The organism is Enterococcus sp. DIV1283b (genome assembly GCF_051710965.1).
Classification (GTDB): Bacteria; Bacillota; Bacilli; order Lactobacillales; family Enterococcaceae; genus Enterococcus_B; species Enterococcus_B lactis.
Map to the genome: position 1 here is coordinate 2,271,191 of NZ_JBIOLR010000001.1, position 14,494 is coordinate 2,285,684.

The window sequence follows — 14,494 nt, forward strand, 5'->3', positions numbered from 1 at the left end:
ACATAAATGTCGACTTAGTATAACTTACTTACTAATAACTGTCAAGACACATATTCTTTTCTAAATCCACACAAAATGAGTGTGAGTATCAAGTATAAGAATTTTTTGATCAAGAGACAAAAATAGGAGATGTGACAAAATTTGTGTCACATCTCCTTGTTCATAATGGGAATCAAAAGCTTGCCTCAGCGGCGATAAGACCAACCAAATCAAAAATAGGAGAAGCAATTTTCGTAAATTTCTTCTTATTTCTTGAAGCTGATCACTTCTGTCACAACCTCTGTTTTTACTGCTTATTTTCTGACATCGCATTGCTTAATGCGGCAAATTCTTGTAATGACAACGTCTCTCCACGACGTTTTGGATCGATTCCAGCCGTTTCCAAGCTTTTTGCTAACCATGCTTTTGTCTGATCATCTTTGCCATACGAATGCTGCAAATTATTCCAAAGCGTTTTTCTTCTTTGCTGAAATGCAGCTTTTGTCAATCGGAAAAATGCTTTTTCGTCCGTCACTTCTACTGCCGGTGTATCTCTTCTTGTCAGTTTCAAAATCGCTGAATCTACATTTGGCTGAGGGACAAATACTGTTTTTGGTACGATGAAGGCTAAACTGGCTTCCATATAATATTGAACAGCAATCGATAATGAACCGTATGCTTTCGTTCCTGGTTCAGCAGAGATTCGATCAGCTACTTCTTTTTGCATCATGACGACTAATTCATCTACGACCAAATCCGATTCAAGAAAATGCATCATGATGGGCGTCGTAATATAATAAGGTAAATTTGCTACGACTTTTAACGGAAGCTCTTCATGAAATGTTTCTCTTACGGCTGTTGATAAATCCGTCTTCAGAATATCTTGATGTATGATGGTCACATTGTCATAGGGTTGCATCGTATCAGCCAATACAGGAATCAAACGATCATCAATCTCAAATGCTACGACTTGCTTTGCATGCATCGCTAATTGTTCTGTCAATGCGCCGATTCCTGGCCCAACTTCGATCACGTTCGTTCGTTCATCTATTTGCGCAGTTTCTACGATTTTTCTTAAAATATTTGGTTCAGTGAGAAAATTTTGTCCTAAACTTTTTTTAAATGAAAAACCATGTTTCAATAAAATCTCTTTTGTTCTAGAGGGTGTCGCGATTTCACGATATTCACTCATGTTGTTCCTCCACTATTTTCATTGCTTGTGCGAGCTCTTTCGGCGTAATACGAAACATCTTCAAACGTTTTTCCAATTGTTTGCCGTTCGTATAACCGATACGCAACTCATCACCTAGTTTTTCTCGTTTTTCTTTTGCTTGTGCTCCAGCTATTAAACCATAGTCTAAAAGGTCTTGTCTAGTGATTTCAGAAACAGCCGTTTGGGAAATGTCTGGCGTCACAACCTTTTTCAATGCTTCTAAAATAGCAGCATCACTTGCATGCTCAACACCAAGACTTCCCTTTTTCTTTGGTTTAGCTTGTGTGCGCGGCAAAAAAGCATGCTTTGCCTGAGGAACAGCTTCCATAATGATTTTTCTTATTTTTTCTCCTGAAAAATCAGGGTCGGTAAAAACGATCACCCCTCGTGTCTCTTGGGCATGTTCAATTTGCATCAGGATATCTTCATTGATAGCAGAACCGATCGTTTCTATCGTATCTGCATCAACTACTTCCCGTAGCCTTCTTGTATCGTCTTTTCCTTCAACGACTATAATCTCTTGGATCCTCATCTTATCCATGTTCGCTTAGACCAAATAATCGGTGCGCATTTGTCCATGTTTGGGCAGCCACTTCTTCTATTGGTAGATTCCGAAGTTCAGCAATCTTTTCTACTGTATAACGAGTATAGCCTGGTTCATTTCGCTTTCCTCTAAAAGGAACTGGTGCCAAATAAGGGGCATCTGTTTCCACAAGTAATCGTTCGATTGGTACATTTGTTGCAGCCTCTTGGACGTCTAATGCTTTTTTGAAAGTGACGACACCGCTAAATGAAATATGCATCCCTAAGTCAAGAAATCGTTTTGCCCATTCATAATCACCGCTGAAGCTATGCATGATTCCACCAATATCTCGAACATCTTCTTCTTTTAGGATTTGATACGTGTCTTCAAGTGCTTCTCTAGTATGAATACTGATTGGAAGGTTCATTTCTTTTGCGATAGCAATCTGTCTGCGAAATACTTTATCTTGGACTTCTTTCGGGTCTTCCATCCAATGATAATCCAAGCCAATTTCCCCTAATGCTACAACCTTTGGCAAAGTCAATTGTTCTTGTAATTTATTTTCGATTTCTTTCGTATAACTGCCAGCCTCTGTCGGATGCCAGCCGATAATACTGTATATATTTGGATAGTCATGGCTTAATTGCAAAGACTTATCAATCGTTGGCGTATCGAAGCCCACGACCGCCATTTTCGTTACCCCCATTTCTTGTGCTCGCTGAATCGTTTCTGGAATATCTTCATTGAACTGTTCCGCATTTAAATGGGTATGAGAATCAAATATCATGTTTATCTCTCCTTTTCATTCTTACTTTAGCACATTAGCACTGCTTGCAGAAGTAGCAAAAAACAAAATAGAAGAACTTGTTTTGTTGAAATAGAAAAAGCACGAAGATCCAGAGGACTTAGTTCGTACTTTTTCTGTCTGTTGTTGAAATATTTTACTCTTCTGAGCGTTTTTTCTTTTTTTGATAATAGACTGGGATACCAATCAAGGTAACACCTATACCGATCAATGCTAATTTCGTTTGCGTCATCATCGTCATGCCTAAAATGAAAATAGCACCGAGAATCGCAATAATCGGAACGATTGGATAAAGTGGTACTTTATATGGGCGTGGCAATTCCGGCGCTTTTTTTCTTAAAATAAAGACACCGATAAAAATCAGTAAACTGAATAGCCACATCACAAAAATCAACATGTCGGTTAAAAAGTCGAAAGAACCAAGGCTCATCATAACACAAGCTACTGCTAACTGGAAAATCGCAGGAACATAAGGTACCGTAAATTTCTTTGAAAGCTTTGTCAGCTGTTTGCTGAAAGGTAGCTCGTCTTCCAAAGCCATCGCATAAGGCACACGAATCCCAGTTAAGGTATACCCATTCAATGCCCCGTATACCGAAATCAAAATCCCAATAGTGACCAGTTTTCCGCCGATTTCTCCAAAAATGACGTCTGATGCTTCAGAAGCTGCGTTCAAATTACCGGCAAGATGATCAATCGGCAGAGTTTTCAAAAAAACAAAATTGATCAATAAATAAACGACAGTGACAAAACTCAGCCCAAGTATAATCGCTTTAGGCAAATCTTTTTCCGGCCGTTTCATTTCACCAGCCATTGCGCCGACGCCTAACCAGCCGTCATAAGCAAACAATGTTGCTAGCAACGCACTGCTCAAGCCTTCGACAAAAGTAACATCTTTTCCAGCTTCGATTGGAAATAGCTGGACAGTTCCTTGTCCTGGTGTCAATAATCCCCATACGACAATCACGGCAATTGGTATCAATTTAACAATCAGCGTCACTGATTGTACAGACGCACCGACTTTTGTTCCTAATAAATTCAATCCTGTCACAGAAACAGCGGTAATCACTGCAATCAACAAAAGGTAGTCGGTAGATAATTGTAATAAGTTCGTCAATTGTGTCGCAAAGATAATCGATAATGCAGCAATATTAGCAGGGAAATAAATCAAGCTTTGCGCCCATCCTAATAAAAAGCTGGGTAGCTTTCCATAAGCTGCTTCAATATATTTGACAGCTCCACCAGTTTCTGGGATCGCTGTAGCTAATTCAGCCACTGTCAATCCAGCACAGATCGTTAAGAAACCACCCAAAAGCCAAGCTAGTAATGTCAAACTTGTAGACTGCGTGCTTGCAGTAACAGCAGCGGTTTTAAAGAAGACCCCTGCGCCAATCACGGTTCCCATAACGGTAGCTAATGCGCCAAACAGATTGATTTCTCGTTTTAGTTTGCCTTTCATTCCCATCCTCTTTCTTCTTTGAAATTTGGTATAATTTTCAGTATAACTGAGAATATTTTAATTTACCATTCTTTTTTCTCCACTTCCAATGAAAAACTCCCTCTTAAGACGGATGTATTTCCTCTTTATTTTGCGTATACTAAACCTACCTTTTCCACGAAGGAGGAACAGTTTATGGATTTTAAGCGTTCTTATCCGAAATTAGCAGATTATTTATCCAACCGAATCGATTTTTCTCGTAAAGAACAGCAACAGTCCCGTTGGCATTGGTTCACGTTGATTTTATTTGGATTATTGACCATTGCGACGTTATCACAAAAATTGATATTGCTGACTGTGTTCATCGCAATCGTTGCATTGATCAAAGGTCCCGTGATGATTTTGTGGGGGATGTTGTATTCCTTTCTAGTGGGGCTATTCCCACCTATCGGTATTTTGCTTTCAGCGATTTTCTTTTTATTGAACATTGGAACATTTACAAAGAACTGGCGGATGACCTTAGTAGGGATCTATTTTTATTTTTATCCCTTCGGAGTGATGGCACTTCGTGAAGTCATGCATTGGAATAATCATTGGTTTTCGGCTGGTGCCTTGCTTTTAGGATTGATCTTGCTTCATGTGATGTTGACGAAACTGTATCAGCGTTATGGTATTGGAAGAACGATTTTCTGGTACGTCTTTTCGATTCCATTTGCACTGCTTACTGCTCTCTTACCAAGCCGTTTGAAGACAAAAATAAAAGGTTACCATAAAATCAAATAATAGGATTTTTACAAAATAAAGAAAACAATCATCGAGGTCAAAATCGATGATTGTTTTCTTTATTTTAAATACTATTAGTAGATGTAAACAAATTATTGCTTTCAAAATCCTTGGATGTAAGAGACAATAAAATAAAAATGAGTACCCAGATGAATCAATTAAAAACCGCCCGTCCACTTATCATTATGTTGCTTTTTTCTGTCTTTACGATTCCTATCAGCCTTTTTCTTAATCGGCAGACAGATGAAAGGATCACAAATATTTTATTCAACTATTCGCAGCCACTTTTTCTTTTGTTTTTAGGAAGCTGCAGATTCCATCGGTGGGTAAAGCTCGTCCTTCTTTTTCTAGGATACATTTTATATGGTTATATGTGTCTTTATTATATGATTGGCTTCCATAATCACCATTGGGGCAATTGACAGGAATCAAAAAAACCTCGCAAGCAGCATTGTCTTGCGAGGTTTTCTTATGATTTTATGCGATCTCTGATCCATTTGGCATGGATTTTGGTGCTTCAATCACTTGTAAAGAGCCATCTGGTGCTTCTGCGGAAAGGATCATTCCTTGACTGATTTGTCCACGCATCTTTCGTGGTTTCAGATTTGCTACAATAACGACTTTTTTCCCGATCAATTCGCTTGGATCAGGATAGAATTCAGCGATTCCTGACAAAATTTGACGATCTTGGCTGTCTCCAGCATCTAGTCGGAATTGCAACAACTTATCTGCCCCTTCTACTTTTTGGCAGTTGATGACTTCTGCTACTTTTAGTTCAACTTTTTCAAATACATCAAATTTGATTTGTTTTTCTTTCGTTGAAACAAGTTCTGTTTCTTCTGGATCCCATTTGACTGTATCTTCGTTTGTTTGAGTACCTTCAGACATTTTTTCTTGGATAAAAGCAACTTCTTCTTCCATATCCAAACGTGGGAAGATTGGTGTACCTTTTGCAACTACTTTTGTTCCTGAAGGGAATTCGCCAAAGTGCAATCCTTCAAGATTCATCGTTTCAGGGTCCAATCCTAGTTGATTGAAGATCTTATCTGGCGTTTCTGTCATGATTGGTTGAAGTAAAATCGCGGCGATACGCAAGGATTCAGCTAAATGGATCATGACACTATTCAATTCAGCTTTCTTTTCTTCGTCTTTTGCTAATACCCATGGTTCTGTTTCGTCAATGTATTTGTTTGCACGAGAAATCAGCACCCAGATTTCAGCTAACGCTGTATTGAATTCCATTTTTTCCATTGCATCATGGTAACGTCCGACAACGTTAGCAGCCGTCGTAGACAGTTCACTGTCAAACGGAGTGACAAGTGAGGCATAATCAGGAACGAGACCATCACAATATTTGTTGATCATAGCGATCGTACGATTCAATAAGTTCCCTAGATCATTTGCCAGATCATAATTGACACGAGAAACAAAATCTTCTGGCGTAAAGACGCCATCTGACCCAAATGGCACAGCACGAAGCAAATAATAACGGAGTGCATCTAAACCATAACGTTCCACAAGCATTTCAGGATAAACGACATTTCCTTTTGATTTAGACATTTTTCCATCTTTCATCAATAACCAGCCATGACCAAATACTTTTTTAGGTAGAGGCAAATCAAGAGCCATCAGCATAATTGGCCAATAAATCGTATGGAAGCGAACGATTTCTTTACCGACCATCTGAACATCTGCAGGCCAGTATTTTTCGAATAGACTTTCATCCTCGGACCCGTAGCCTAGTGCAGAGATGTAATTGGACAATGCATCGATCCATACATACACCACATGTTTCGGATCACTCTTGACTGGTACCCCCCAAGTAAAGGTTGTTCGTGAAACTGCAAGATCTTCTAATCCTGGTTTGATAAAGTTGTTGATCATTTCATTTTTACGAGATTCTGGTTGGATGAATTCGGGATGTTCTTCATAGTATTCCAACAGGCGATCTGCGTATTTGCTCATGCGGAAGAAGTAAGATTCTTCTTTTACCAATTCTACTTCATGTCCGCTTGGCGCTTTACCGCCGATCACATTACCTTCATCATCTTTGTACACTTCTGCAAGTTGTGTTTCTGTAAAGAATTCTTCGTCAGAAACAGAGTACCAGCCTTCATATTCACCTAAGTAAATGTCTCCCTGTTCTAATAAACGATCAAATATTTTTTGAACAGCTGCTTTATGGTAATCATCTGTCGTACGAATGAATTTGTCATAACTGATATCAAGCGTTTTCCATAATTTTTTGACATCAGCCGCCATTTTATCTACGTATTCTTGCGGTTTTACACCTAATTCTTCTGCTTTTGTTTCGATTTTTTGACCATGTTCATCCACTCCAGTGAGATAAAACACATCAAAGCCCATCAACCGTTTATAACGAGCAATTGCGTCACATGCAATCGTAGTATATGAGTTGCCGATATGAAGTTTGCCGCTTGGATAATAGATTGGCGTAGTGATATAAAAAGTTTCCTTTTCTGCCACGGGGCTCTTCCTCCTTTATCGCATGATGCGAATTCGTTTCCTTGCTAGTATACCATAAAAAAAGCATGCTGTTAGCTTTTTTTCAAAATGAAAAAGTCTGGATAAACGACTTGTTCTCTATGATGAATCCCTCCTTCAAAAGGAAGGACAGAGGGAATAAATGCTATTTTTCATCTTGTTTCATGTTTAGTCGGAAACGGCTTTTTATTTCTCTCCTGACTCATGGTATAATAAAGACTATCTATTTTAGTAAGGGACTGGAACGATCATGCAGAAGAAACATCTTTTTTTTACACTTAGTATTGCTTTTCTTTCATTAGCACATTTGATATTCAGCTATTTTTATATTCGTATGTATGGTTATTTTAACCTTCATGGGCATTTGAACAGTTTCATGACAGTCGCATGGCTTTTACGTTTTGTCATTGACGCATATATCGTTATTTGCGGCTTCTTTGCCGTTCGTGAAGAGCGGTATAAAGTATTGCCGTTTTATCTGCTTTTCTTTTTATTCAATCTAGTACTTCCATTTATTTTTCATATTTAAGGAAGAAGCAAGGATTTTTCAAGTAAATCCTTGGTTTTTTTTCAGAGTCTGCTACAATAAGGTAAAAAGTACTTTTAATGTCAACGGAGGTGGTCTGATGAACCGATTTGCTTCTAAAGAAGAAGAAAAATTATATTATGAACATGAAGCAAGTGAAGAAGATTTTCTTAACTGGTATCAAAAACAGGAACGTCCAGAATATGACAAGCCCTCTTTGACTGTCGATATCGTACTGATGTGCTATAACAAAGAAGAAGATCAGCTGAAAGTATTGCTGATCCAACGAAAAGGGCATCCTTATCGAAATTCATGGGCATTACCTGGTGGTTTTGTCCAAAAGGACGAGTCAACTGGAGAAAGTGTCTTAAGAGAAACAAAGGAAGAAACTGGTGTAGTTATCTCTAAAGAAAACATTGAACAACTGCATACATTCAGTACGCCTAATCGAGATCCGCGAGGCTGGGTCGTCACAGTCAGCTACTTAGCTTTCATTGGAGAAGAACCGCTGATCGCCGGAGATGATGCTAAGGAAGTACGCTGGTTCACATTGGAACGTCACGGCAACAAGATCAATTTATCGAGCGGAGAAGTGGCTATCTCACTTGACTTAGTCACTGGAGAGTCTTCTGGCAAAGATACTTTAGCTTTTGACCATAGTCAAATCATTTTGAAAGCATTCAACCGTGTAGTCAATAAAATGGAACACGAACCGCAAGTTTTGCAAGTTTTAGGTAAAGATTTCACGATTACAGAAGCTCGAAAAGTATTTGCAAAGTTCTTAGGAATCGATTATAAAACGATCGATCATTCCAATTTTAAGAAAGCTATGCTCCAATATTTCGACGAGATTGGCGAACGTCCTGTAGGAATCGGTCGCCCTTCAAAAATCTACCAGCTCAAGCCGGGACATCATGAGTAAGGATTGTGAAGAAAGGGCTCCGTTCTGAACACTCAAGAAAAATGGAAAGCCGCTCTTTGTGTTTTGCGTTTTTTGCTCCATACTTTGGCGTGTCAGTAAAATTCTTCGAATAAAAAAATAACAATAGCAGAAAAAACTCGTACGAATTTTTTCTGCTATTGTTTTATTGGTTTGTCATAATTAGTGAGCTTTTCTTCAAAAGAAAATTCCTAGAAACAAAAGTCAATCAGACTTTTTATTAACAAGGCGAACCCTAACGCTCCTGTCAGTTTCATTCATTTTTTATTCCTTGATGACCGAATGCCTGCCTAGTTGTTCTAACACTTGGCTCTTTCTTACAGAATTGCTTTCTTCTGCTCCGTCGGCATTGATCAAAAGAAATTTTTTATTATACCATTGGGATTTATAACGCAATTTTGTTATTAATTTATGCCAGTCATGAATAGAAAAATCAGCATGTGCCTCTTCTTTTGGAAAAGACTCTACAAATAAGTAGTCATATTGTTTGACCAATTTCCCAGATAATTGTTCAAGATAATCTTCTCGCTGGTTCTTTTGTTTCAGATAAAGATCCATTACTTTTCTCTTTTGTTTCTGATAATTGCTTGCCTGATCTAACCTGGTCTTTCTATGGTGAGCGGAGCGGACTTTTACGCTTAATTTCCGCTGTGCATGCTGAAGTTTTTCTTCTGTCTGGTCAAATTTTGGCAAAGTTACTTCTATGGGCTGCGATGTTTCAATCAATGTTTTTGGATGATAGGCGATCCCAATCCATTTAGCTGAAGATTCTTTTTTTATTGATGAAACATCACAAAGTAGTGCGACATAGAACTCTTCATTATATCGAGCAGAAATCGTAGCGGAACGAATCGTGCCTTCGACTGGACGGTGCTGGTTTATCTTGATCAGTTCTTTTTGTTTTGGTAATTTTAAGTGACCGTTTTTCAGATAGACCGTATGAGTTTGATTATTCGTCGTATAAGATTGCCACATACTTTTTTTCGTTTTAAGCTTTGGGAAGCTGGCACGTCCCTTGAAATAATTGCGAAAAGCTCGGTCCAAATTAAGCTGTGCATTTGCTAAAGCAAGACTGTCTACCTCTTTTAAGAATGGGTATTCTTTTTTTAACGTAGCAGGCGTGAGCGAAAAATCGGCCACTCCTGTTTGTTGCCAACTTTTCTGCCGTTCTTTCAGCAAATGGTTATAGGTAAATCGAACACAGCCAAAAGTACGGATCAATTGCTGTTTTTGTTCTTCTGTCGGATACATACGGAATTTAAAAGCTTTTAGCATCTATGTCCCTCCTAGTTAGCAACCAGAAGAGATTCCTTTTGTCGTTTTAATTTTTTTGCATAATATGGGACTTCCTGCTCAGTTGCATAGACAAAATGTTCTGGTGCGATTTCACGAAGCTGACGTACTTGTCCGTCATCTGGTTCGGGTTGATATTTGATTCTTCTGCGCTTTCTCTCATGATCTGGATCTGGCAAAGGAATAGCAGATAACAAACTTTCTGTATAAGGATGGACACCATGATTATAGATTTCATCACTTTTTCCCATTTCTAATAACAAACCGTTATGCATTACACCGATTCGGTCGCTGATATGTTTAACCATTGATAAATCATGCGCAATAAATAGATAGGTCAATTGATGTTCTCGTTGGAGATCTTGCAATAAATTGACAACTTGGGCTTGGATGGAAACATCTAATGCAGAAATCGGTTCATCGCAAATGATAAATCGCGGTTTTACTGCTAATGCTCGTGCAATACCAATACGCTGGCGTTGTCCTCCTGAAAATTCATGGGGATAACGAGTGCCATGGCTCGGATTCAATCCAACGGTTCTCAATAGATCATCGACTTTTTTGGCACGTTCCTCTGGTGATTTAGCTAACCCATTGACATCAATTCCTTCCGCAATGATATCTCTGACTTTCATCCGAGGATTCAACGAAGCGTATGGATCTTGAAAGATCATCTGAACATCATGTCGGAATTTCGTCAATCCTTTTTTGTCTTTGATCTTCGTTACATCTTGACCATCGAATAATATCTCACCGTCAGTAGGTTCATTCAAACGAATGATCGTACGGCCAGTAGTGGATTTTCCGCTTCCAGATTCGCCTACTAAACCAAATGTTTCTCCTTCATAGATGTGAAAGCTGATGTCATTTACAGCATGTACTTCATTCTTTTTTCCTACATTGAAATACTGTTTCAGTCCTTTAACTTCAAGTAGTTTATTTGGCATCAGCAATTCCTCCTTGACCATAAGTATGTTTTTGTTTCTCTTTAAAAATAGCCCAGCGACGTTGGATTTCTTCTGGCGGTGTCACTTTAGGCGCTTGTGGAGCAAGTAGCCAAGTTGCTGCCTTGTGTGTTTTTGATAGTTCAAAAAATGGCGGTTCTTGTTCTGCATCGATTTTCATCGCGAATTCATTTCTTGGGTAGAATGCGTCTCCTTTTGGCGGGTTCAATAAATCCGGTGGAGAACCAGGAATGGCATACAATCGGTCGTTCGCACTGTCTAATGTCGGCATTGACCCAAGCAGTCCCCAAGTATAGGGATGTTGCGGGTTGTAGAAAATCTCTTCGGATGTTCCAACTTCAACGATTCTTCCCCCATACATAACAGCTACACGGTCAGCAACGTTCGCTACTACACCAAGGTCATGAGTGATAAAGATGATTGATGTATCGATTTTTGTCTGAATTTCTTTCAGCAGTTCCAAAATTTGTGCTTGGATAGTCACATCAAGTGCTGTTGTGGGTTCATCAGCAATCAGGATTTCCGGATAACATACCAGTGCGATCGCAATCACGATCCGTTGGCGTTGACCTCCTGAAAACTGATGGGGATAACTATTGATACGTTTCTCAGCTTCAGGTATACCAACTAATTTAAGCAGTTCTAATGCAGCTTTTTGTCCCTCTTTTTTCGAAACTTTATTATGCTTTCTAAGTGACTCAGCAACTTGTTTCCCAATAGGCATCGTCGGATCTAAAGAGGTCATTGGATCTTGGAAAATCATTGCTATTTCTTTTCCGCGGATTTTTTGCATCTCTCTTTCTGTCTTCTCAACGATGTCTTTACCTTTAAAGAGGATTTGCCCAGCATCTATATTGGCATTGCTCGACAGCAAACGCATGATGCTTCTGGTCGTCACTGATTTTCCGCTTCCAGATTCCCCAACGATCGCCAATGTTTCTCCTTTATTCAAATGAAAATTGACACCGCGAATCGCTCGTACCTTTCCAGCATACGTATCAAAAGAGATTTCTAAGTCTTTCACTTCTAAAATTTTCGTCATCGTCTCGTCCTCACTCTTTCATTTTAGGATCAAAGGCATCACGCAATCCATCAGCAAGTAAGTTAAAGCCAATCATGATAACCGATAAAGTTACTGCCGGAATCCATAATAGATAAGGCAGATACAGGAATGTCTTGTACCCTTCGCTCAACATCGTTCCTAATGAAGCTGACGGAGGCGTAAGACCTAAACCGATAAAACTTAAAAAGGCTTCAAAGAAAATAGCAGATGGGATACTAAACATCATTTGAATAATAATGACACTGGAGATATTCGGCAAAATATGTTTGAATGCAATTTTCATTCTTGATTCACCTAATGTCAATCCAGCTAGAACATATTCTTGATCTTTTAATTTCATTGTTTGTGCACGAACGATACGTGCCATTGGTATCCAGTTTGTGATGGCCATAGCAGCCACGATGGAAAAAATTCCTGGTTCAAAAACGACCAACATCAAAATCATGACAACAAGGTTTGGAATTCCTGACAAGATTTCCAAAAAACGTTGCATCGCATTATCGACACGTCCGCCTAACAAACCAGATATTAACCCGTAAGCTACACCAATCGTTACATCTAATAATGCAGCAATAAATGCGATCAGCAACGAGATTCTCGTCCCCATAAATAAACGGCTTAATACATCACGGCCCAAACCGTCTGTTCCTAAAAAGAAACTTACGTTTGAAGGAACGTTTGCTTGAGCATATTTATCAACAAGTTCACCGCCGACCATTGCTTTTCCATTCAATCCATCGATATTGATTCCCGGAATACGAGGAGGCAAATTGATATAAGCCACGTTTTGGGCAGTTGGATCATGTGGAGAAACAAAGATCGTGACCACAGAGATCAAAATGATGACCAACAGTAAAAACATTGAAATAACGGCAGCTTTGTTTTTCTTTAAACGGCGCCATGAATCTTGGATAAAATTCAAAGAAGGTGCAGTAATCTGCTCACGTTCTTCTTCGGTATTTTTTTGTAATGGAAGAAACTCATCCGCCGGAATATCTGCGACTGTTTCATAACGCTTGGGTGTCATTTCCATTTATCCTCGGCTCCCTTCTGAAACACGAATTCTTGGATCAACTAGACCGTACAATAGATCAACGATCAAAATAACAAAAATCAACATAAATGAGTAAAGGATCGTTACAGCCATGATCGTAGGATAATCATTTGTTGTAATCGACTTAACAAATTGTTCACCGATACCAGGAATAGCAAAGATATTTTCTACCACCAGTGATCCGGTCATCAATGCGACAGCCAAGGGTCCTAATAAAGTCATCAATGGGATCAAACTATTTCGAAGACCATGTTTAAAGGCGATTTCCCAACGGCTCAACCCTTTTGCTTTTGCTAATTCCACGTAATCACTATGCAGTACTTCCACCATTTCCGTCCGGATAAATCGAGCAGAATCAGCAAGCGGCGACATGGCCAATGCAATTGTCGGCAAGATCGTGTACACAAAGCCATCCCATTTTGCGATTGGTAAAACTTGTAATTTGATTGCAAAGATATATTGTAGTAAAACAGCAAATACAAAGTTTGGAATGGAACGACCTAATATCGCTACAAGTGTAGAAGATGTATCTGCCCATGTATTTTGCTTCATGGCAGAAATCGTTCCTAAAATCGTTCCTAGGACTGTTCCAAAGATAATTGCCTGTAACCCTAATTGCAAGGATGGTCCGATTCTTCCAGCTAACAAATGTGCGACTGGCTGGTTTTTAAATTGGAAGGAAATTCCAAAATCTCCTTGGATCAAATTAGAAAGATAAATCCCATATTGTACGATAACTGGTTTATCCAAACCGACTTGTTTATTTAGCATCTCGATTGTTTCAGGACTCAAACGTTCCTGATTCGTATATGGCGTGCCAGGCAGCAATTGCATCAAGAAAAAGGTGATTGTTGCAATTAACCAAAGCGTGATGATCATGAAAAAGACACGTTTTAATACATATTTGATATAACTATTCACTAATGTTTCCCCCTAGCTTTTGACTTCTGACAGATGTTTCGCTACATTATTAGATAATGAACCAAAAATAAAGGAGCAATCAAATGAAAAAAAAATCTATCCCCTACGCAGTAGCTTTTCTACTGATTCTGGTTATTTTAATAAAAAATCTCATCAACCATTCCTTTACACTCATTCAATTATCTAATGATCTATTCTTATGGTCATTGCCGTTTCTGATTATCGGCGGTTTTTTATGGGTCTTTTCTTCGGGTTTCTTCGATCATTTTCAGCGATCGGTCCATCTTGCACGAACAAGGAACCGAAAGAAAAAACCAGAATTTTCCTCGCTCTCGTCTGCCAGCTACGGTATGTACAGCTTTTGGCTGATCATTGCCGGAATACTAATTGCTCTTTCTGCTATTTTCATGCTTTTTTCTTTGTTAGGATAAGTGAATATGAGAACGAGGTTGCGACATTTGCCGCAGCCTCGTTTTTTCTCATGCT

The 14,494-nt window shown here is 38.9% G+C and carries 15 protein-coding genes; 5 read left to right on the forward strand and 10 right to left on the reverse strand.

Going from position 1 to position 14,494, the window contains the following annotated elements:
• Positions 1-286: 286 nt before the first annotated feature.
• The 4 genes from rsmA to IGJ53_RS11195 form a co-directional block, all read right to left on the reverse strand.
• On the reverse strand, positions 287-1,171 hold the full coding sequence (gene rsmA / locus IGJ53_RS11180; protein WP_002293596.1) for a 16S rRNA (adenine(1518)-N(6)/adenine(1519)-N(6))-dimethyltransferase RsmA: 885 nt from the start codon (positions 1,169-1,171) through the stop codon (positions 287-289).
• A complete protein-coding gene (rnmV, locus tag IGJ53_RS11185) occupies positions 1,164-1,733 on the reverse strand; it encodes a ribonuclease M5 (RefSeq protein ID WP_002315760.1) in 570 nt (189 codons plus the stop codon). The genes rsmA and rnmV overlap by 8 nt, the downstream gene beginning before the upstream one ends.
• Entirely contained in the window at positions 1,726-2,502 is a 777-nt protein-coding gene (locus IGJ53_RS11190; protein ID WP_010732979.1) for a TatD family hydrolase, read from the reverse strand. The genes rnmV and IGJ53_RS11190 overlap by 8 nt, the downstream gene beginning before the upstream one ends.
• 154 nt (positions 2,503-2,656) lie before the next feature.
• Positions 2,657-3,979 (reverse strand): APC family permease, encoded by a 1,323-nt coding sequence (locus tag IGJ53_RS11195; RefSeq protein WP_010732978.1) that lies wholly within the window; start codon positions 3,977-3,979, stop codon positions 2,657-2,659.
• 174 nt (positions 3,980-4,153) lie between these two features.
• Between IGJ53_RS11195 and IGJ53_RS11200 the strand changes: the two genes are divergently transcribed.
• Both IGJ53_RS11200 and IGJ53_RS11205 read left to right on the forward strand, forming a co-directional pair.
• Positions 4,154-4,741, forward strand: coding sequence for a hypothetical protein (locus IGJ53_RS11200; RefSeq protein WP_002315757.1), 588 nt, complete (start codon positions 4,154-4,156; stop codon positions 4,739-4,741).
• Positions 4,742-4,890: 149 nt separating this feature from the next.
• On the forward strand, positions 4,891-5,163 hold the full coding sequence (locus tag IGJ53_RS11205; RefSeq protein WP_025478452.1) for a hypothetical protein: 273 nt from the start codon (positions 4,891-4,893) through the stop codon (positions 5,161-5,163).
• Positions 5,164-5,218: 55 nt separating this feature from the next.
• On the opposite strand, the gene metG is transcribed toward IGJ53_RS11205, so the two are convergent.
• Positions 5,219-7,228: a methionine--tRNA ligase gene (metG, locus tag IGJ53_RS11210; RefSeq protein ID WP_259741921.1), complete on the reverse strand. Its 2,010-nt coding sequence runs from the start codon at positions 7,226-7,228 to the stop codon at positions 5,219-5,221.
• A gap of 268 nt (positions 7,229-7,496) precedes the next feature.
• On the opposite strand from metG, the gene IGJ53_RS11215 reads away from it, so the two are divergent.
• Complete coding sequence (locus tag IGJ53_RS11215; protein WP_002293582.1) at positions 7,497-7,775, forward strand: hypothetical protein; 279 nt, start codon at positions 7,497-7,499, stop codon at positions 7,773-7,775.
• A 97-nt stretch (positions 7,776-7,872) separates the two neighbouring features.
• Complete coding sequence (locus IGJ53_RS11220; RefSeq protein ID WP_002293580.1) at positions 7,873-8,694, forward strand: NUDIX domain-containing protein; 822 nt, start codon at positions 7,873-7,875, stop codon at positions 8,692-8,694.
• Between the two features lie 282 nt (positions 8,695-8,976).
• On the opposite strand, the gene IGJ53_RS11225 is transcribed toward IGJ53_RS11220, so the two are convergent.
• Genes IGJ53_RS11225 through opp3b form a run of 5 tightly spaced genes read right to left on the reverse strand, consistent with a single transcriptional unit; the run spans position 8,977 to position 14,008 of the window.
• Positions 8,977-9,987, reverse strand: coding sequence for a transposase (locus tag IGJ53_RS11225; protein WP_259741920.1), 1,011 nt, complete (start codon positions 9,985-9,987; stop codon positions 8,977-8,979).
• Between the two features lie 11 nt (positions 9,988-9,998).
• A complete protein-coding gene (locus IGJ53_RS11230) occupies positions 9,999-10,952 on the reverse strand; it encodes an ABC transporter ATP-binding protein (protein WP_002310132.1) in 954 nt (317 codons plus the stop codon).
• Positions 10,942-12,012 carry an ABC transporter ATP-binding protein gene (locus IGJ53_RS11235; protein WP_002315752.1) on the reverse strand — a complete coding sequence of 357 codons (1,071 nt, stop codon included), beginning with the start codon at positions 12,010-12,012 and terminating at the stop codon, positions 10,942-10,944. Before IGJ53_RS11235 ends, IGJ53_RS11230 begins: the two co-directional genes overlap by 11 nt.
• Positions 12,013-12,022: 10 nt before the next feature.
• Positions 12,023-13,066: an ABC transporter permease gene (locus tag IGJ53_RS11240; protein ID WP_002293574.1), complete on the reverse strand. Its 1,044-nt coding sequence runs from the start codon at positions 13,064-13,066 to the stop codon at positions 12,023-12,025.
• Entirely contained in the window at positions 13,067-14,008 is a 942-nt protein-coding gene (gene opp3b, locus IGJ53_RS11245) for an oligopeptide ABC transporter permease (protein WP_002325415.1), read from the reverse strand.
• Positions 14,009-14,091: 83 nt separating this feature from the next.
• On the opposite strand from opp3b, the gene IGJ53_RS11250 reads away from it, so the two are divergent.
• Positions 14,092-14,439 (forward strand): DUF3899 domain-containing protein, encoded by a 348-nt coding sequence (locus IGJ53_RS11250; RefSeq protein WP_002293992.1) that lies wholly within the window; start codon positions 14,092-14,094, stop codon positions 14,437-14,439.
• The last annotated feature ends 55 nt before the right edge of the window (positions 14,440-14,494 follow it).

Excerpts from the sequence above, each read along its gene's own strand:
- rsmA (WP_002293596.1), bottom strand. The coding sequence starts at position 1,171 with ATGAGTGAATATCGTGAAATCGCGACACCCTCTAGAACAAAAGAGATT.
- rnmV (WP_002315760.1), bottom strand. The coding sequence starts at position 1,733 with ATGGATAAGATGAGGATCCAAGAGATTATAGTCGTTGAAGGAAAAGAC.
- IGJ53_RS11190 (WP_010732979.1), bottom strand. The coding sequence starts at position 2,502 with ATGATATTTGATTCTCATACCCATTTAAATGCGGAACAGTTCAATGAA.
- IGJ53_RS11195 (WP_010732978.1), bottom strand. The coding sequence starts at position 3,979 with ATGAAAGGCAAACTAAAACGAGAAATCAATCTGTTTGGCGCATTAGCT.
- IGJ53_RS11200 (WP_002315757.1), top strand. The coding sequence starts at position 4,154 with ATGGATTTTAAGCGTTCTTATCCGAAATTAGCAGATTATTTATCCAAC.
- IGJ53_RS11205 (WP_025478452.1), top strand. The coding sequence starts at position 4,891 with ATGAATCAATTAAAAACCGCCCGTCCACTTATCATTATGTTGCTTTTT.
- IGJ53_RS11215 (WP_002293582.1), top strand. The coding sequence starts at position 7,497 with ATGCAGAAGAAACATCTTTTTTTTACACTTAGTATTGCTTTTCTTTCA.
- IGJ53_RS11220 (WP_002293580.1), top strand. The coding sequence starts at position 7,873 with ATGAACCGATTTGCTTCTAAAGAAGAAGAAAAATTATATTATGAACAT.
- IGJ53_RS11225 (WP_259741920.1), bottom strand. The coding sequence starts at position 9,987 with ATGCTAAAAGCTTTTAAATTCCGTATGTATCCGACAGAAGAACAAAAA.
- IGJ53_RS11230 (WP_002310132.1), bottom strand. The coding sequence starts at position 10,952 with ATGCCAAATAAACTACTTGAAGTTAAAGGACTGAAACAGTATTTCAAT.
- IGJ53_RS11235 (WP_002315752.1), bottom strand. The coding sequence starts at position 12,012 with ATGACGAAAATTTTAGAAGTGAAAGACTTAGAAATCTCTTTTGATACG.
- IGJ53_RS11240 (WP_002293574.1), bottom strand. The coding sequence starts at position 13,066 with ATGGAAATGACACCCAAGCGTTATGAAACAGTCGCAGATATTCCGGCG.
- IGJ53_RS11250 (WP_002293992.1), top strand. The coding sequence starts at position 14,092 with ATGAAAAAAAAATCTATCCCCTACGCAGTAGCTTTTCTACTGATTCTG.